Raw genomic sequence first — 16,780 nt, 5'->3', positions numbered from 1 at the left:
TCCGTATTGTCGTGTTTATTTATTGTTTCATCAATAAAAGCAAGGAGGCAATGATGATATGATCTCTCATTTTCAATGGAAACCCCTCTTTAAAAAAGCACAATTGCCAGGCTGGAAAATATCCTTTTTTCACAATGGTGCGCATTATGAAGGCATCTACCACAAAACGGGTGATATTGAGTGGGGCTCTCAGCTTCCGCCTCATGAAGTCGAACCAACCATAAAAGAAGAAATCCACGAATTAATGCTATTCCATGTCTATGATTAAACTGTTTAAGGAGCCTCGCCATGTTAGAAAAGTTAAAGCTTGTTTACGGACAACATATCATCAGTTCACCTACAAATGACAAACAGATTCTTTGGTATCAAACGGACGAAGGTGAATTATTTGGAGTAGACAAAACGGAGCTTTCAGCAAGAGAAATACTTCTTCTCAATTCTTTCCTTACACCCATTGATTTAACTCATACGCAGCAGACGGAGGATGAACAGAAATGGTACGACTATCTTTTTGAAAACAAACCATTAACCGTCCAACATCCAGTCCGTGTTTCTTATTTTAAAATGGCCCATCAAGCAGAGCAAAGGCAGCAAATAAAAGAGGCTGTGAATAGCAGCCTCGAAAGCACTCATTTTATATGGACAGGCGCTGAAACAGCTATGCTCATTCAGACAAACGCCACGTCAGCAAATGGCCAATTAGATCAGCTACATGATTTGTCTCAGGCCATTACAAGTGATTTTTTAACAGACTCAGTCTTTTTACAGGGACAGTTGCATCTGCCAAATGACCATTTACAGATGAGATTGTTAAATGAACAGCAGCTCTTTTTGCACCATATGCAGCAAGGCAAGCTTAGGTCAGGTGTTGCCACATTTTATCAATGCCTGCCAGCTCTCATTTGTTATGATGCATCCGCCCTCTCTCATGCGATATCTGATGCATTTAAAGAAACGGTCTTTGACCGGGACGTTTACCGCACCCTCACGACCTATATGCAATGTAACTTAAATGCATCGCAGGCAGCAAAAACTTTATATGTTCACCGAAACAGTCTTCAATATCGGATCGATAAATTTATTGAACGCACAGGTCTAGATATACGACATTTTTCAGAAGCATCAGCTGCCTACTTGATGATGACACTTCTCGATCTTTCATAAAAAACGGAGACATGAGCACCCTGCCCAAAAATAAAAATCAGATGTTGTGCACGTTGTCCATTTACAGACCCTTCCCCATTTTATACACTTTATTTACAAGTAAAGCGCTTTCAAAAAGGGGAATGGGAGGCTATCATCAATGGCTGAAATGATGCTGAATCAAATTTATAAAGTGTACGATAACAAGGTAACAGCAGTAGACAACTTTAATCTACATATAGAAGATAAAGAATTTATTGTGTTTGTTGGTCCTTCAGGGTGCGGAAAATCAACAACCCTTCGAATGATTGCGGGTCTTGAAGAAATTTCACAAGGAGACTTTCTGTTAGACGGTAAACGGATGAATGATGTAGCACCAAAAGACCGAGATATTGCGATGGTTTTCCAAAACTACGCATTATATCCTCACATGAATGTGTACGATAATATGGCTTTTGGGTTAAAGCTGAGAAAATTTCCTAAATCAGAAATTGATGAACGGGTTCGAAATGCCGCTAAAATATTAGGGCTTGAGCAATATTTAGACAGAAAACCAAAAGCATTGTCTGGCGGTCAAAGACAGCGTGTTGCACTTGGAAGAGCGATTGTGCGTGATGCAAAAGTCTTTCTTTTAGATGAGCCGCTCTCAAATTTAGATGCAAAGCTCAGAGTTCAGATGCGTGCGGAAATTTCTAAGCTACACCAGCGTTTGCAAACGACATTTATCTATGTCACACATGATCAGACTGAAGCCATGACAATGGCTACTCGACTCGTTGTTATGAAGGATGGCTTTATCCAGCAGGTGGGTGCGCCAAAGGATGTGTATGAGAACCCAGAGAATGTGTTTGTAGGCGGATTCATTGGCTCTCCTGCGATGAATTTCTTTACAGGAAAGCTCTCTGACGGCGCCATTGCAGTTGGTAAAACGCACATCCGTGTACCTGAAGGAAAGATGAAGGTGTTACGAAGTCAAGGCTATATCGGAAAGGATGTCATTCTTGGCATCAGACCAGAGGATTTCCATGATGAGCCTGTGTTTATAGAAGCGTCTGAAGGAACAAAAATTGTTGCAAACGTAGAAGTGGCTGAATTAATGGGAGCAGAAACAATGCTTTATTCTTCTCTTGAAGGTCAATCGTTTATTGCACGTGTTGATTCTCGGACGGATATTCAGGCAGGTCAGTCTATACCTCTTGCCATTGATATGAACAAAGCACACTTCTTCGATACTGATACTGAGCTGCGCATTCGCTCAGCCGAATAAGACGATACTGAACACCATCACTCATTTTTGGGTGATGGTGTTTTGTTGATTGAAGCAACATTTACCATGTCCTTTTTTCGTATGTTTTCTTCACAAATAACCATAATACTTAGTACAAAGCAGTTACTGCATTGGGTTTCGCCAAGTGGCAAATGACTTGATCATTTCGCTGGTGCGATTCCAGCAAACCCAACCAAAAACCAAATCATATATAAAAAGGAGATTCACATCATGGCAAATTCTAACAGTTCAAATCAATTACTAGTTCCAGGCGCTGCACAAGCGGTCGATCAAATGAAATACGAAATCGCTTCTGAGTTTGGTGTAAACCTTGGAGCAGAAACAACAGCTCGTGCTAACGGTTCAGTTGGTGGAGAAATCACAAAACGTCTTGTGTCTTACGCTCAACAAAACCTTGGCGGAACAAAAGCTTAATTTCATATCTGGATGATAGAAGGCACCTCTTAAGGTGTCTTCTTTTGTTTTTACCCCTCACCAATCTCCTTTTCAGCTCATATCATGGAGTAGAAAGGAGCGGATCTTCATGGACATTATTTCCGGTATGAACTTTGAACTTTTTCAATTTGTAGGGATCTCTCTATTATGTGAATATGCTCATAGTATTCGGTCCTTTCACCTTTACAAAAAAAGCATGACATAAAAATTGTACCAATTTGGGTTCTTTTCACTTATAGTATGTAGTGGAGGGATCGAACAGATGAAAATAGCTCTTTTCGGTGCTCATGGACGTGTAGGACAAGCATTTCTTCGTTTCGTTCAAGTAGATGATCGTTACATGGTTCGTTCATTGATTCGGACAAATCGGGAAGGAATGCTTGCGGGTATGTTTCAAGTCACCGGTAATTCAAGAAATCAAGAAGATGTACTTGAAACGATCAAAGGAGCAGATATTGTTGTGAGCTGTCTATCTACAGATGGAGATGATACATTATCTGTTTCAATGGAGCATATCGTACAAGCCATGAAGCAAACAAATACATCAAGAATTATTACGATTGGCACGGCAGGGATCTTAAAAGCAAGGCAGCAGCCCGAGCTTTATCGCTTTGAAACAAATGAATCAAGGCGAACCACTTCCCGAGCAGCTAAAGAGCACGCCAAAGCGTTTGAAATCCTTCAATCGACTGATCTAGATTGGACCATTATTTGTCCAACCTATTTACCAGATGGAGAAGTGACACGGTCATATCGCTATGAGAAAGATTTTCTCCCTATTGATGGAAAGAAAATTTCAGTTGAAGATACCGCACATTTTTTATATCAACAGTTAAATTCAAAGGAATTTGTGCATCAACGCGTCGGCATCGCTTATTAATCATGTAGCCCGTGCAAACCATATACAACCGGTAAAAAGTCGAGGTAATGAAATAAATTCTCGGCTTTTTTCATGCCAATCCAAAGAGCCTCTTTCATATGAAAGAGGCTCTTTTTCTACTTCTTTCGGTTTAGCTGCTTGCAACAGCACCTTTTTGCAGTTCATACATTTGTGCATACAGCCCATCTTGCTGCATGAGTTGTTCATGATTGCCTCGCTCGACAATTTCACCTTTTTCTAACACTAAAATCATATCGGCTTTCTTAATGGTCGATAATCGGTGTGCAATAACAAAGGTCGTTCGTCCTTCTTTGACTACATCAAGCGCCCGCTGAATGATCGCTTCAGTTTCTGTATCAATGTTGGCGGTGGCTTCATCTAAAATTAAGATCGCTGGATCATACGCCAGTGCACGAGCAAATGAAATCAACTGACGTTCCCCAGATGAAAGAGTACTCCCCTTTTCAACCACTGGTTCATCAAAGCCTTCTGGAAGGTGCTTCAATAACTCTGCTGCGCCTACTTGCTTTAATGAGGACTCGATCGTTTCTCTTTTGATGTCTTCATTCCCTAAGCTGACATTGGATGCAATTGTTCCAGAGAATAAATATGGATCTTGCAGAACAATGCCCATTTGCTTACGCAACGTTTGGCGCGACTGATGATAAATACTTTCTCCATCAATAAGAATATCTCCCTGTTGGATGTCATAAAAACGCAGCAGCAAATTCATGATCGAGCTTTTTCCTGAACCTGTATGCCCTACAAGTGCAACCGTTTGACCTTTTTTCGCTTCAAACGTAATGTTCTTTAATACGTTATTCCCTTCATTATAAGCGAAGGTAACATCTTGAAATTGAACGTGTCCCTCCATTTTCTTCTGATCAGGTTCTTCTACTTTTGTGCCTGGCTCATCTAATAATCGGAAAACTCTTTCAGAAGAAACCCTTGCTAATTCCAATCTCGAAAATTGGTTCACAATGCCTGTAATCGGCTGGAACAATCGATTTAAATAATCGACAAATGCATAGAGTACGCCAATAGATACAATACCAGACGTGCTTAATGACGCGCCGCCAAAGTAACAAATGAGCGCAACATACGCTAAATTACGCAGCAGGTTCACCAAGTTATGTGAAAGGAGTGAATTTAAATGAAGCATCTTTCGCTGATATCGAAAGTGATTGTTATTCAACTCATCAAATTCCTCTTTCGTCGCTTTTTCATGGCGAAACGCTTGAATAATTGTCATCCCTTGAATTGCTTCATTTAGCTTCGCATTGATTTCACTAATAATAGAACGAATGCGGTGATTGTATACCGAAGCGAACTTTCGGTAAGTCATCGACCATAGGAAAATAATTGGAACAGCTACCAAACAAATGAGTGCCAGTTTCACATTTAATAAAAACATGGCGATATAAATTCCAATCATGTAAATGGCACTTGTCACGAAATTAGCAAGCACTGTCACATATAAATCACGGATGGTTTCCGTGTCATTTGTGATCCGTGCCACTACTTTTCCAGCCGGTAAATTATCAAAATACTTGATGGGCAGCGTTTGAATATGCTCAAATATGTCTACCCTCATTTTTTGGATAATACGATTTGCAATCCGCTGGAGCAAATAATGCTGCCCATACTGAAAGAAGATCGCAATGACGAGCAGCCCTAGATAAAATAAAACAAGCTGCACCAAACCGCTAATTTCAGGCTGATAAAAAGCGAAAATTTCCTCTTTAGATAAACGCTTTACATCATAAGTTTCGTGCTCATTCCCATTATCAATGGTGAGCTGATTTCCCGATATCGTCCGGTTTCCATCAAAACGAATTGGCTCATTTACAAAGTAGTAACCGAATCCGACCTGCACCACATTAATTTGTTTTCCGGCTTCATTTTTATTCTTTAATCGATCGCTTCGTATATAGTTATTTCCCTGGTAATAAACCGTTTCATCTGATTCTTCATTAACCTCGACATACGGTTTTTCGACACCTAGGATATGATCATCAATCATTTTCTTCCCAATAAATGGACCTGTCAGCTCAGCACCAACCGCTATGATGAGAAAGATCAAGGCAACAGACAGTACTTTCTTATATAGGAGTGCATAGGCAAGGAGTCTTCTTCCTGTTGTCATGCCTCATCCCCTCCTTCCAGCTGATTTGTCAGCTGCTGACGAAGAAATTGTTCTTTATACCATCCATCTTGCTGAATAAGCTCCTGGTGGGTTCCCTTTTGAACAATACGTCCTTCTTCCATGACAAGAATGAGATCCGCATGCTCAACAGCTGATAGGCGATGGGTTGTAATAAACGTCGTTTTCCCATGCCGATTTTGTCTTAAATTTTCTAAAATAGCGGTTTCTGTTTTCGCATCAACCGCAGATAGCGAGTCATCTAAAATCAAAATATCGGGATCAATTAATAAAGCACGTGCGATGGAAATTCGCTGCTTTTGTCCGCCTGACAGCGCCACGCCCTTTTCCCCAACCATGGTTTCGAGGCCCTCTGGGAGCAGGCGTAAATCCTTTTCAAAATAAGCGTCTTTGATTGCTTGTGCTAATTCATTTTGTTTCGCTTCCATATGACCAAAGCGCATATTCTCTTCTACACTTTTTGAGAAAAGGATATGGTCTTGCGGTACATAACCGATCCATTGAAATAGCTGATCCAATTCAATCTCCTGGATCGGAACACCTGATAGCAGTATTTGCCCATCACCTGGCGGGTACTGCCGCAGGAGCTGCTTCACAATAGTTGTCTTGCCGCTTCCTGTTTTTCCTGTAATGCCAATCGTCTGGCCTTTTCGCACAGTAAAGGACACATCGACTAAATTATCTTTAGACGAAGTGGGGTATCTGAACGTCACATGATCAAATTGAATATCACCAGGCTCTTGTAACGTTTTTGGCTGAACTGAATCTGTTACATCCGGCTTGTAGCTGAGGGTACGATTCAACCGATCTAGCGACGCATTTCCTCTTTGCATAATATTAATTAACTCACCGATTGCAAACATTGGCCAGATCATCATCCCAAGATAGACGTTAAATGCGACAAGCTCACCAATGGTTAAATCACTTTGGAACACGAGATATGCTCCGTAACCGATTCCAATTAAGTAGCTGACGCCGACAAGCAATTTCACTGTCGGTTCAAACAACGAATCAATGATCGCCACTCGCATATTTTTTTGGAATACATCATCTGTCATTTGGCGAAAACGTTCGACATCTTGTTTTTCCTGTACAAAAGACCGAATGACGCGAACACCGGCAACTGATTCTAGGACGCGGTCGTTCATATCACCAAATGCATCTTGAGCAACTGTAAAGCGTTCATGAATCTTGCTGCCATAAAACGCAATCAAGAGCGCCATCAGCGGCATAGGGATAATCGCCATTAAAGTTAATTTCCAGCTAATCGTCAGCCCCATCGTAAAAAAGATCATCAGCATATAAGCAGTGGAATCAACCAATGTCAAAACGCCAAAACCTGTCGTTAAGGCAACAGCATTCAAATCGTTAGTACCTAAAGCCATTAAGTTACCGGTTTTTTTCTTTTCATAAAAGGTGGGGGTCATCTTAAGTAAGTGGCGCATCAGTTTCCCGCGCATTACACGCTCCATGACATTCGCTCCGCCAAATAACTGATACATCCAAAAATACGTCAGCGTATAAACCAAGACACCGAGTACACAAAAAATAGTCACATAAAACATAATACTGGATGTTGTAAATTGACCAGAACGAATGTCATCAACTGCCTGCCCAAGATATCTTGGCGGTAGCATTTCAAGCACATTCACAATGAGCAGGAGCGTAATGGCGATCGTATAACGCCTCCACTCTTGTTTAAAGAACCAGCCTAATTTCGCAAATACTGAAAACATGTTTGTCTCTCCTTTTAAAGCTAGCCGCTTTCTATATTTTCCTGGCTGTCACCTTGTTTCTTCTTTTGAGCTTTTGTCATTTGTCTTGCTTTTGGCATGTTCACATGCTTTCACTCCTCTTCATTTATTTGCTGATATCCATCCCTTTATTTCGAGATGCGAAATGAATACAACAAAAAAAGAGGCAACCAGCTGACTGGTACGCCTCTTTTATACATGATAAAAAGGCGCATGTTGACAAATACGCAACATACGCCTTGATTCATCCGATCAATTGGAACATACGAGTTCCTTTTCAATGACCAATGAAGGTGTAATTGTCACGTGAATCAACCCATTCATGCAGTTTGATTTCATTCTTCCAATGTTGCACATGACATTTCCTCCTTTTGGCTCTTGAATCTTTTTTTATCTTATAGTGGCTGTCACCATTTTGTCAATAAATATTTTTCAATAAATGAAATTTTCTAACAAAAAGGCAATCGCCTTCATGTGTATCTTTTCTTGATAACGGGTATATCATGAATGTAAAGACTCCTTTTGAAAGGAATGAGGACATTGTTTCAAGCTGATCGGATGGTCGTTGCGTTTGATGGACATGAAGACAGTAAGAAGGCATTAAAAAAGGCAATCGCTTTGGCCAAAACCTTGCATGCCAAGCTGACCGTTGCCTATGCACATGATGGCAAATCAAGCAGACAGGTGTTTGATGCACCGCGCCCAATGACTGGCGGGGCTTATATCGGCGGCGGCACGGCAGATCTTCAAACACCCCCTGTGTATGTACCTCATGATGAACAGCAAAGTCCCATCATTTTTGAAGACCATACAGAAGAGGTCGTTGCGGAAGCGAGAATGCTTTTAAATGAGGAGCAGTTTGAAGCTGCCATTGAAATTGTTGAGGGAGAACCAGCAGAAGCGATTATCGCATATGCGGAAGAGATATCAGCAGACCTCATTGTCATGGGAGCACGTGACCAAAGCAGATTAAAAAAAATGCTATTTGGCAGTGTAAGTGAAAAACTATCATCAAAATCAGATATACCTGTGCTTATTGTGAAATAAATGCATCAAAAAGGCTGTAAACGTTGGTTTACAGCCTTTTTCTTTATGAAGAAATGGACGCTTCACTTTCATGTAGAATTTTTTTCTGGAAGCCTTCTAGTACACGCTTCGTGATCTCTCCTGGAACGCCTTCCCCTACTCGCTGGCCATCTATCTCAACAATTGGAATGACTTCAGCAGTTGTCGAGCTGATGAAGATTTCCTGCGCACGCAATAGCTCTTCTTTGGTTATACGGGTTTCTTCGACACTGCATCCTTCTTCCTCGCATACCTCTAGCAACTTTCTACGGGTAATACCGTTTAAAATAAGATTGTTTGCTGGGTGAGTGCGAATCACACCCTCTATGACAGCATATACATTCGAGGAAGTACCCTCGGTTACAAAACCATCTCTAATGAGAATCGCTTCAAACGCACCGGCTTCAGACGCTTTTTGCTTTTCCATGACGTTATATAAGAGATTTAAGCTTTTAATATCACATCTTAACCAGCGAAGGTCCTCAGATAATAAGGCCTTTGCACCCTTTGTCTGCTCTTGAACAGGCTTTTTCACCTGGAATGTATAGGCCGTGATTTGAGGAGTAAGGGAATCAGCATATTGATGTTTACGAGGTGCGACTCCTCGCGTCACTTGAATATACACACCACCATCTGTTAATTGATTGTGGGCAACTAGCTGTTTTAATTTTTCTTCCATATCTGATACTGTACCTTGCAGATGAATACCGATTTCCTTTGCACTTTTGAACAGACGCTCTGTATGCTCTTTTAATGTAAATAAAGCACCATTGTATACACGGATGACCTCATAGACTCCGTCGCCAAATTGATAGCCTCTGTCCTCAATATCAACATGTGCATCCTTTTTTTCAATGAAATCTCCATTGTACAATACTTTCATATGGAATCTCCCCTTCGCTTTGCATTAATGGTTGAATCTGATGCTATCTTAGCGGATAAATGGGTACGTTTCAATGATTATTCAGAATTATTTCACATCATGATAAAAGGATAACATTTCATTCTAACAAATATAGATTCATAACCAAAAAGATTCCAATTTTTTAGCATCTTCTATATTCATAGGCTCTTTTTTCCTGTATACTTACTCCATATAAGCACGACAAAAAACAGCGAAAAAAGACAGATTCCACTACATGATTCGACACAAATTTTTGATTTATTGGAGCGATTGTAATGCAACGGGTTACGAAAAAACAGATACCTTCAAACACGATGCTGCTCTCAAAGGCGATTGGTTTAGTGATTCTTTCACTGATCCTCTTTTTTATTTGGGATATGTCCAAAACCAAGATGCAGGCAGCAGACCAGCCGGCTGAAATGTCTGCGAGCAGTCAATTCCGAGACACAAGCACAAGTCTGAAAGCAAAAGATGATTCTACAAAAACACTAAATGCACATTTTAAGATCAATCCAAACAAACATGTAACGGATCGAACGATCTTTTTAACCTTTGATGACGGCCCTTCTGCTACATCAAGTCAGCTGTTAGATGTGCTAAAGACGCAACAAGTGAAGGCCACTTTTTTTATGCTTGGGCCGCAAATCAAAGAACACCCAGCAGCTGTGAAAAGACTTCACCAAGAGGGGCATCAATTAGGACTTCATGGTATCACTCATGATGTGAAACGCTTTTATCAAAAAAGTGATTCTCCTGTCAATGAGATGAAAGAAGATCAGCGCATATTGGCTTCTGTCACTGGTGAATATACACACCTTGTGAGAACACCTTATGGCAGTTCTCCAAACTTAACAGATCAGCAAAAGACACGTTTAAAACAAAAAGGCTTTGTATACTGGGACTGGACGATTGATAGTCTTGACTGGAAATATAAAAGCTCAAAATATGTACCAGAGGTATTAAATCAGCTGCAAGTGCTAGAGACAAAGCACCCGAAAGAACCAAAAATCATTTTAATGCATGATCAGCCAGCCACCGCAAAATATTTAAACAGTCTGATCACACAGCTAAAAGCCAAAGGCTATACATTTGAAGTCCTTGATGAAACCATGAAGGCGCTGCAGCAATAAAGAAAAACCCCGCATCTAAAAAAGTGCGGGGTTTTTGATGATTTATAGAGCTTTCACGATATCGCCAATCCGTTCGTGAAAGACAAGGTCAAAAAGTGGATCGTATTCTGTTTCACTTAAGTTCATCATCACCTTAAAGATGGTAGGATGATGAGCTGCATCTTCTGGAATGTATCGTGCTGGCGCCACTTCTAGAGAAGTTCCCATCACGAGCAGCAGATCCGTTTGCTGAAGCGACCTCTCCACTTGATCAAAATGCTTGACCATATCTCCAAAAAGGACAACATCTGTTTTCAGCACACGTCCACACGTGCGGCCGCCAGAGGAAACCCTTTGACAAATTGGCACCTCTTCTTTTAATAAATAAGGCAGCTCATATTTCGTTCGGCATGATGGGCAAGTAGCTGTTTGAATGGACCCATGCAGTTCATAAACATGCTGGCTTCCCGCCTTTTTATGCAGGCCATCAATATTTTGAGTGAAAATATCCACATGCTTCCCTTGTTTCTCAAGGCTGGCTAAAAAGGTGTGTCCGCTATTTGGCTCATACTCTCCACTCATTTTCATCTGAAACAATTCCTTGAATTTCGGCCAGAATTGATGAGGGTTTGATAAAAAATAGGACCGGCTCATCGCCTCCATACGAGCGGTATCTTCTGTCCACAAACCACCCGTTGATCTAAAATCGGGAATTCCCGATTCTGTGCTCATACCAGCACCCGAAAGTACTGTAATATGTGAGGCCTGCGTTAATCTCTCTCTTAGTGCTGTCACCTGTGTTTGATCCACTCACACTTCCTCCTTTATTCCCCCAGCTGTTTCTCACCCTTTTGTTTCATATAAATGGTCTGTCCAGGAAAAGCAAATTCTACACCTTCCTGATGGAAGATATCTATGATTCGATAGTTAATATCTTGCTTAATATCGAGATTTTCAGCCCAAGACGTCGTATTCGTATAAAAGTTGAAAAATAAGTTCAAATAGCTGTCTGCCAGTACATCAAGATTCACCATAATGGTTTCCTTATGAACACCATCATGCTCATGAAGCATTTGTTTGAGCCGTTTGATACACCGATCAATGTTTTCCTTTGGTGTATTGTAGGACACACGAACGGAGAACGTAATCTGGCGTTTATTCATTCTCGTCCAATTTGTGATTGGCTCCTTTGAAAGCGTGGAATTTGGAACTGTCACTACCGCTTCAGCAGGTGTTCTAAACTTTGTACTTCTAAATGTAATGTCCTCTACCGTCCCAAGTACACTTGGAGTCTCCACAAAGTCGCCCATCGTAAACGGCTTCTCTGTAATGATGACAATCCCTCCAAAAAAGTTCGCCACTGTATCCTGCGCAGCGAGCGCAAAGGCTAGACCGCCTAGGCCAAGTCCTGCTACAAGCCCGTTCACATCATAATTAAATTCTTGTGCAATGACACTAATACTTAATGCAATAATCATGAAACGGAGAACCTTTGATAAAAAAGGCGCTAAAATATCATCCATTTCTAATTCAAACTTCGAATTCACCTTTTGAAATAAGAATGAAGACGCAGCCGTTAAATTACAAAGCCCCCATGTCAGCAACAATATGATAGAGGATCTATACAACTTGATGATAACATCCATATGATGCTCAAAGTATGGTGCCTGTCTTAATGCAAAATATAAACCAAGTGCCACAAAAAACAATCTGGCTGGCTTTTCGAATGCCACAACAATTTGATTAATGACCTCGGTTTTAGACCGGTTCGTTAGCCTAAAGAGAAGATGAAATAAGTACTTCGTAAATACTTTCCGAAGCAATAAAAAAAGCAATAAAATACAAAGGCTAATACCGATTTGGATCGCAATATCTACTGTAAAATATGTATCCATCCATTTTTGTGTAAACATGTCTGTCTCTCTCCTTTAAAACAATCCTCTCTAGTTTATAATATAACCTTCGCTCATGTCCTCTCTTAAATGTCTGACCTCTACATAAAAAGCCTCGGGATCTATCCCGAGGCATGCTGTTCAATTATGAAATTTTGGCTAGAGACATATCGACGGGCAGCAAACTACTTTTTCTTCTGAGCCTGATCAAGGAGAGTCGCTTTAAACATTTCAGCATCCGTTTCGGCCTTAATACGTTCTTCCACTCTAATTCTCCCTTTACCCAATCATCTCGCCTCCTTTTCATCATTATAAAACATCAGAATTTTCAGTCAACATGACGAAAGCACTAATATTTTGACGAACGCTGACGATTTGGACAAAATTGATCGAAGAAAAATTGATGTCTTTCAGATTTACTCAATGAAAGCTTGGGATATTCCTACAACTTTTCATATTGATATAACATGCTTTTTCGGCACATGTTATTTCACCATTACATACAGGGCTTCTCGCCTCCATATAGTAAAGAAGGAAAAACGGCAAAGCATTTGATATGATAAGACCAGAACGAATGTCAGGGAGCTGGAACATGTGTATATTATCGCGCATAGAGGGTCATCAAGCGCTGCCCCAGAAAATACAATTGCTGCGTTTGATTTAGCTGTTCAGCAGGGGGCAGATTATATTGAGTTGGACGTTCAGCTAACATTGGATCAGCACGTAGCTGTGATCCATGATGATACCGTTGATCGAACAACAGACGGAAGCGGCTTAGTGAAAAGCTATACACTTGATCAGCTGAAGAAGCTGGATGCAGGAAGCTGGTTTGGTGAACGGTTCGCCAACGAACGAATCCCCACATTACAAGAAATTCTTGAAAGATACAGCCAGCGCATCGGGATACTAATTGAGATCAAGCATCCAAAACATCAGATTGGGATTGAAAAGGAAGTTGTCGACATCATCAACCGGTTTGCCTATTCTCGTCACATCATGATTCAATCTTTTGATGCTCAAGCACTTCAAAGAGTCAAAGCCTTCGCCCCTTCTCTTAAAACAGCATTTATCATAAAACCTTCCATATTAAAATTGGCGAAAAGAAAGTTAGCGGTGTACAGCTCCTTTGCGGATTGTCTTAATATGAAAAAAACGATGATCAACAGGTGGTGGATAGACTGCATCCACTCATTCGGGATGGATGTCTTTATATGGACAGTGAAAGACCAAAAAACAGCCAATCGGATCAAAAAATACCCCATTGATGGAGTGGTGACGGATCACCCGCCATTTTTTCAAAAGGAGAAATGATGAAATGAAAGCGTATCTCGCCGTTTTTATCGGTGGACTAATTGGTACACTTTGCAGATATGAGCTAAGCCAATCTGTTAGCAGCCAATCATTCCCCTATGCAACGCTAATTGAAAACGTTACAGGCAGTCTGCTTCTTGGGTTTGCCACAGGATATTTTATGTTCCGAAAGGAAAAAAAATATCTTCCCGCTTTGATCGGAACAGGGTTTTGCGGTGGTTTTACGACAATGTCCACTTTTTCTAAAGAAACGGTTCTCTTATTACAGGCTGGACAGTTCACCTCAAGTATGTTGTACATTTTGCTTTCAGTGATTGCCGGAGTGGCAGCTGCCCTATGTGGACTGATCATCGCTCAGCGGTTTTTTCATCAAAATAAGCAGCAGAAAGGAAGCAGATAAATGATCGTTTTATATACAGCTGTTGCTGGCGGTATGGGCAGCGCCCTTCGTTTTTTCATCAGCCAATTGATTCAGAAAACGAAGTTCCATGCGCATTTCCCGTACAGTATTATTCTCATCAACTTATTAGGCGCAGCCGGTTTAGGTTTACTGACAGGTACAACAAGTGCTAATCATCCGCTGCTTGTGATCATTGGAACCGGGTTTTTCGGTGGCTTTACAACATTCTCTACATTTAGTGTAGAGTCTGCAAGCATGCTGAATCAGCGGCAAATCGGACAACTTGCTATTTATTTATTGGTGACGATCATTGGGTCTTTATGTCTCTTTGCTGCTTTTTATCAAATAGGGCAACACCTTTTTTTAAATATTCGTAATGGCTGCTAAGCTGATGAGCAATTGATCCATTAGCTGACGCTTCATTAAAAAGAGTGTTTTTTCACTATAGCCGATTTCCATTGCACATTTTGCCATCCGCCAATCTCGAAAATATTTATAATCGATGAGCTGCTGCTCTATTTCATCCAATTCTTTTAGGGCTGTTTCAATACAAGCAACGATGAGTTCATACTGATTTTTCTGCTCCTCTAACTTTTTCCGTGTCATGTGATCTTGATGATGCGGATTTCTTTTTTCAAGCTGCCTCTCAATATTTAAAATGGCTGCCTGATAATTTTTGAAATTCTTTAAATGAAACTCTATTCTTTTCATTGAAGCTTTTTTCTCCGTCATACTTGCTGTTTCATACCAAAGCATGTCCATCCCCCTTAACGAACGTTTGTTCTCATTATATACGAACATACATTTGTCAAAAAGAGACTAAATACCTAAAAAAACCTTGAGCTTATTTTTCGCTCAAGGTCATTTCGTTTACTAACAGCGGCTCCTTTATATCAAGCCCAGTGCGTGCGTTTCCTTTTTCTGATGATGTGACACCTTTTTTCAGGTCGATCTTTTTAATATAACGTCCATCCATTTCCAGCACTTTCATCCGAATATCATCAAGATAAATAGATTGGCCTTCTCGGATATCAATATTTTCTTTTAAGATTAATCCGCCGATTGTATCAATTTCTTCATCATGATAGGAAAGCTCGATCAATTCTTGAACTTCATCTAATCTCACTTTGCCATCTAATATATAATGATGATCGGCTCTTTTTTGAATGACCGGCTGTTCATCCTCATCGAATTCATCTCGAATGTCTCCGACAATCTCTTCTAAAATATCTTCCGTTGTCACAAGTCCAGACGTCCCGCCATATTCATCGGTTAAAATCGCCATATGCATTCTATCACGCTGCATCTTGACAAGAAGCTCCTGAATAGGAATCGTGTCAATCACTTCGATTACGGGATAAATATAATCTTGAATCTTCAGTTGATCTTTTTCTTTCTGATACACAATATCTGCAAAGAGCTGCTTTTTGTTCAACATGCCAATGACATGGTCTTTATCCCCTGAAAACACTGGAAAACGCGTATACTTTTCCTTTGTCATGATGGTCAGTATATCGTCTAATGGCATATCTTCTGGAATAGCACAAATTTCTCTCCGCGGTACCATGATCTCTCTGGCAATTCGATTATCGAAATCAAAAATTTTGTTCATATAATTATATTCTGATGGGTTGATTTCCCCATTTTTTAAGCTCTCAGATAATAAAATTTTCAATTCCTCTTCAGAATGGGAATGTTCCTTTTCAGAGCCCATATCGATGCCCATCATTTTGGTTAACACACGGGCTGACCCGTTTAACACATAAATGAAAGGGTACATGAGGATATAAAATGCATGCAGCGGGCCAGAAAGCCAAAGCGTCATTTTTTCTGCCTTTTGAATGGCAAGTGTTTTTGGCGCAAGCTCACCTACAACTACATGCAAAAAAGTAATAATAGAGAACGCAAGTGTTGCTGAGATCAGGCTGATTGCTGAATCAGGAATGTTTGTCAAACCGAAACCTCGAACCAATAGTTCTTTCACTGCCGGCTTACCGATCCACCCTAAACCGAGTGATGTCACTGTAATCCCGAGCTGACAGGCTGACAAATACTCATCTAGCCTTGATGTTACCTTTTTCGCCATGATGGCCTTTTTGGACCCTTCGGCAACAAGCTGATTAATTCTGGAACTTCTCACCTTCACAATGGCAAACTCAGATGCAACAAAAAAAGCTGTTAAAGCAATCAAAACACCGACTATACTCAGATTAACAATATCGTCCATTTAACCCTGCTCTTTCTTAGAAGAACAAGGAGTCACCTCCTGATTGATGATGTTGTCTTTTGCAAAACGGTTAACTGATTAAATAAGACTACTTTGAGGGCCCCACTTAACCACCTCCGGTTCACGTAAAATCCGCCTCTCTACATATATATGAAACGGTATTCAATTTATCTTACCATAAATAATCTGAAAATTCCTGTATCACCAT

The 16,780-nt window shown here is 40.5% G+C and carries 18 protein-coding genes; 10 read left to right on the top strand and 8 right to left on the bottom strand.

What is annotated here, in order from left to right:
- Nucleotides 1-58 precede the first annotated feature (58 nt).
- The 5 genes from IEE86_RS15140 to IEE86_RS15120 all read left to right on the top strand — a co-directional run bounded on the left by IEE86_RS15140 (nt 59) and on the right by IEE86_RS15120 (nt 3,746).
- Complete coding sequence (locus IEE86_RS15140) at nt 59-268, top strand: YheE family protein (RefSeq protein ID WP_191097963.1); 210 nt, start codon at nt 59-61, stop codon at nt 266-268.
- 20 nt (nt 269-288) lie between these two features.
- Nucleotides 289-1,164, top strand: coding sequence for a helix-turn-helix domain-containing protein (locus IEE86_RS15135; protein ID WP_191097962.1), 876 nt, complete (start codon nt 289-291; stop codon nt 1,162-1,164).
- A gap of 139 nt (nt 1,165-1,303) precedes the next feature.
- Nucleotides 1,304-2,410, top strand: a complete 1,107-nt coding sequence (locus IEE86_RS15130) for an ABC transporter ATP-binding protein (protein ID WP_191097961.1) — start codon at nt 1,304-1,306, stop codon at nt 2,408-2,410.
- Between the two features lie 231 nt (nt 2,411-2,641).
- Nucleotides 2,642-2,845: an alpha/beta-type small acid-soluble spore protein gene (locus tag IEE86_RS15125; protein ID WP_191097960.1), complete on the top strand. Its 204-nt coding sequence runs from the start codon at nt 2,642-2,644 to the stop codon at nt 2,843-2,845.
- A gap of 283 nt (nt 2,846-3,128) precedes the next feature.
- The gene (locus IEE86_RS15120; RefSeq protein WP_191097959.1) at nt 3,129-3,746 is read left to right on the top strand and encodes an NAD(P)-dependent oxidoreductase; all 618 of its coding nucleotides are present in this window, start codon (nt 3,129-3,131) and stop codon (nt 3,744-3,746) included.
- A 130-nt stretch (nt 3,747-3,876) separates the two neighbouring features.
- Here IEE86_RS15120 and IEE86_RS15115 read toward each other — a convergent pair whose 3' ends face one another.
- Together IEE86_RS15115 and bmrC are read right to left on the bottom strand one after the other, a co-directional pair.
- A complete protein-coding gene (locus IEE86_RS15115; RefSeq protein WP_191097958.1) occupies nt 3,877-5,892 on the bottom strand; it encodes an ABC transporter ATP-binding protein in 2,016 nt (671 codons plus the stop codon).
- Nucleotides 5,889-7,646, bottom strand: a complete 1,758-nt coding sequence (bmrC, locus tag IEE86_RS15110; RefSeq protein ID WP_191097957.1) for a multidrug ABC transporter ATP-binding protein BmrC — start codon at nt 7,644-7,646, stop codon at nt 5,889-5,891. Before bmrC ends, IEE86_RS15115 begins: the two co-directional genes overlap by 4 nt.
- A 558-nt stretch (nt 7,647-8,204) precedes the next feature.
- Here bmrC and IEE86_RS15105 point away from each other — a divergent pair.
- Entirely contained in the window at nt 8,205-8,711 is a 507-nt protein-coding gene (locus IEE86_RS15105) for a universal stress protein (protein WP_191097956.1), read from the top strand.
- A 43-nt stretch (nt 8,712-8,754) separates the two neighbouring features.
- Here the strand turns inward: IEE86_RS15105 and dat are convergent, their stop codons facing one another.
- Nucleotides 8,755-9,612, bottom strand: coding sequence for a D-amino-acid transaminase (gene dat / locus IEE86_RS15100; RefSeq protein ID WP_191097955.1), 858 nt, complete (start codon nt 9,610-9,612; stop codon nt 8,755-8,757).
- 296 nt (nt 9,613-9,908) lie between these two features.
- Here dat and IEE86_RS15095 point away from each other — a divergent pair, with 296 nt between their 5' ends.
- A complete protein-coding gene (locus IEE86_RS15095) occupies nt 9,909-10,763 on the top strand; it encodes a polysaccharide deacetylase family protein (protein ID WP_191097954.1) in 855 nt (284 codons plus the stop codon).
- 42 nt (nt 10,764-10,805) lie between these two features.
- Here IEE86_RS15095 and IEE86_RS15090 read toward each other — a convergent pair whose 3' ends face one another.
- The 3 genes from IEE86_RS15090 to IEE86_RS15080 all read right to left on the bottom strand — a co-directional run bounded on the left by IEE86_RS15090 (nt 10,806) and on the right by IEE86_RS15080 (nt 12,921).
- Nucleotides 10,806-11,537, bottom strand: a complete 732-nt coding sequence (locus IEE86_RS15090) for an NAD-dependent protein deacylase (RefSeq protein ID WP_411955705.1) — start codon at nt 11,535-11,537, stop codon at nt 10,806-10,808.
- Between the two features lie 29 nt (nt 11,538-11,566).
- Complete coding sequence (locus IEE86_RS15085; protein ID WP_191097952.1) at nt 11,567-12,655, bottom strand: mechanosensitive ion channel family protein; 1,089 nt, start codon at nt 12,653-12,655, stop codon at nt 11,567-11,569.
- A gap of 164 nt (nt 12,656-12,819) precedes the next feature.
- The gene (locus IEE86_RS15080) at nt 12,820-12,921 is read right to left on the bottom strand and encodes a YhdX family protein (protein ID WP_017360338.1); all 102 of its coding nucleotides are present in this window, start codon (nt 12,919-12,921) and stop codon (nt 12,820-12,822) included.
- Nucleotides 12,922-13,228: 307 nt separating this feature from the next.
- Here IEE86_RS15080 and IEE86_RS15075 point away from each other — a divergent pair, with 307 nt between their 5' ends.
- From IEE86_RS15075 to crcB (IEE86_RS15065), 3 genes are read left to right on the top strand one after another with little or no spacing between them, the layout of a single operon-like run.
- Nucleotides 13,229-13,945, top strand: coding sequence for a glycerophosphodiester phosphodiesterase (locus IEE86_RS15075; RefSeq protein WP_191097951.1), 717 nt, complete (start codon nt 13,229-13,231; stop codon nt 13,943-13,945).
- 4 nt (nt 13,946-13,949) lie between these two features.
- Nucleotides 13,950-14,345 (top strand): fluoride efflux transporter CrcB, encoded by a 396-nt coding sequence (gene crcB / locus IEE86_RS15070; protein ID WP_191097950.1) that lies wholly within the window; start codon nt 13,950-13,952, stop codon nt 14,343-14,345.
- Nucleotides 14,346-14,732 (top strand): fluoride efflux transporter CrcB, encoded by a 387-nt coding sequence (gene crcB / locus IEE86_RS15065; protein ID WP_191097949.1) that lies wholly within the window; start codon nt 14,346-14,348, stop codon nt 14,730-14,732.
- Here the strand turns inward: crcB (IEE86_RS15065) and IEE86_RS15060 are convergent.
- Together IEE86_RS15060 and IEE86_RS15055 are read right to left on the bottom strand one after the other, a co-directional pair.
- The gene (locus IEE86_RS15060) at nt 14,709-15,101 is read right to left on the bottom strand and encodes a transcriptional regulator (RefSeq protein ID WP_191097948.1); all 393 of its coding nucleotides are present in this window, start codon (nt 15,099-15,101) and stop codon (nt 14,709-14,711) included. The two genes, crcB (IEE86_RS15065) and IEE86_RS15060, sit on opposite strands and share 24 nt — an antisense overlap.
- A gap of 88 nt (nt 15,102-15,189) precedes the next feature.
- Complete coding sequence (locus tag IEE86_RS15055) at nt 15,190-16,572, bottom strand: hemolysin family protein (protein WP_191097947.1); 1,383 nt, start codon at nt 16,570-16,572, stop codon at nt 15,190-15,192.
- Between the last annotated feature and the right edge of the window lie 208 nt (nt 16,573-16,780).

Source organism: Bacillus crepusculi (assembly GCF_014764715.1).
Taxonomy (GTDB): Bacteria; Bacillota; Bacilli; order Bacillales; family Bacillaceae; genus Bacillus.
Note: the sequence above shows the minus strand (reverse complement) of the source record. Positions and strands in the feature narration are given on the sequence as shown.

Coding starts and splice junctions, on each gene's coding strand:
- IEE86_RS15140 (WP_191097963.1), top strand. CDS start 59: ATGATCTCTCATTTTCAATGGAAACCCCTCTTTAAAAAAGCACAATTG.
- IEE86_RS15135 (WP_191097962.1), top strand. CDS start 289: ATGTTAGAAAAGTTAAAGCTTGTTTACGGACAACATATCATCAGTTCA.
- IEE86_RS15130 (WP_191097961.1), top strand. CDS start 1,304: ATGGCTGAAATGATGCTGAATCAAATTTATAAAGTGTACGATAACAAG.
- IEE86_RS15125 (WP_191097960.1), top strand. CDS start 2,642: ATGGCAAATTCTAACAGTTCAAATCAATTACTAGTTCCAGGCGCTGCA.
- IEE86_RS15120 (WP_191097959.1), top strand. CDS start 3,129: ATGAAAATAGCTCTTTTCGGTGCTCATGGACGTGTAGGACAAGCATTT.
- IEE86_RS15115 (WP_191097958.1), bottom strand. CDS start 5,892: ATGACAACAGGAAGAAGACTCCTTGCCTATGCACTCCTATATAAGAAA.
- bmrC (WP_191097957.1), bottom strand. CDS start 7,646: ATGTTTTCAGTATTTGCGAAATTAGGCTGGTTCTTTAAACAAGAGTGG.
- dat (WP_191097955.1), bottom strand. CDS start 9,612: ATGAAAGTATTGTACAATGGAGATTTCATTGAAAAAAAGGATGCACAT.
- IEE86_RS15095 (WP_191097954.1), top strand. CDS start 9,909: ATGCAACGGGTTACGAAAAAACAGATACCTTCAAACACGATGCTGCTC.
- IEE86_RS15085 (WP_191097952.1), bottom strand. CDS start 12,655: ATGTTTACACAAAAATGGATGGATACATATTTTACAGTAGATATTGCG.
- crcB (WP_191097950.1), top strand. CDS start 13,950: ATGAAAGCGTATCTCGCCGTTTTTATCGGTGGACTAATTGGTACACTT.
- crcB (WP_191097949.1), top strand. CDS start 14,346: ATGATCGTTTTATATACAGCTGTTGCTGGCGGTATGGGCAGCGCCCTT.
- IEE86_RS15060 (WP_191097948.1), bottom strand. CDS start 15,101: ATGCTTTGGTATGAAACAGCAAGTATGACGGAGAAAAAAGCTTCAATG.
- IEE86_RS15055 (WP_191097947.1), bottom strand. CDS start 16,572: ATGGACGATATTGTTAATCTGAGTATAGTCGGTGTTTTGATTGCTTTA.